At 58.9% G+C, this 392-nt stretch carries 1 protein-coding gene; it reads left to right on the top strand.

Annotated features, from left to right (window positions below; all coding sequences use genetic code 11):
* On the top strand, window positions 1-392 hold a 392-nt coding region (locus HY58_RS19690), incomplete at both ends, for a DUF6443 domain-containing protein (RefSeq protein WP_039135705.1).

Below are 392 nucleotides of genomic sequence, written 5' to 3'. Positions count from 1 at the left end.
AGGCAGGGCAGCCTGAATACCGCCGCCCACCAGACAGCTGCCGTTGACCTGGTGAGTCCGGTGGTGTATGATGCCTTTGGCAGGGAGGCCACCAAATACCTGCCTTTTGCGGCACATACCAACTCCGGTGGTACGGCGCTGGCCAATGACGGCTCCTATAAGGCTACCGCCCTTGCCCAGCAGAGCTGGTTTTACAGCAACAGCAATCCGCTGAGTCCCATTAACGGGCAGGGTGACACTAAATATTACGCCCAAACGAACTATGAAGCCTCCCCGCTGAACCGGGTAGATAAGGTGCTTCCTCCCGGTGAAAGCTGGGTGGGGGCGAGCCGGGGGGTGAGTTCACAGCGCTTCTTCAATACGGCCGTTGATTCGGTGCGGATCTGGACGGT

This window comes from Flavihumibacter sp. ZG627 (assembly GCF_000814325.1).
Taxonomy (GTDB): Bacteria; Bacteroidota; Bacteroidia; order Chitinophagales; family Chitinophagaceae; genus Flavihumibacter.
The sequence above is the reverse complement of the archived record's forward strand: the minus strand, read 5'-3'. Positions and strand labels throughout refer to the sequence as shown.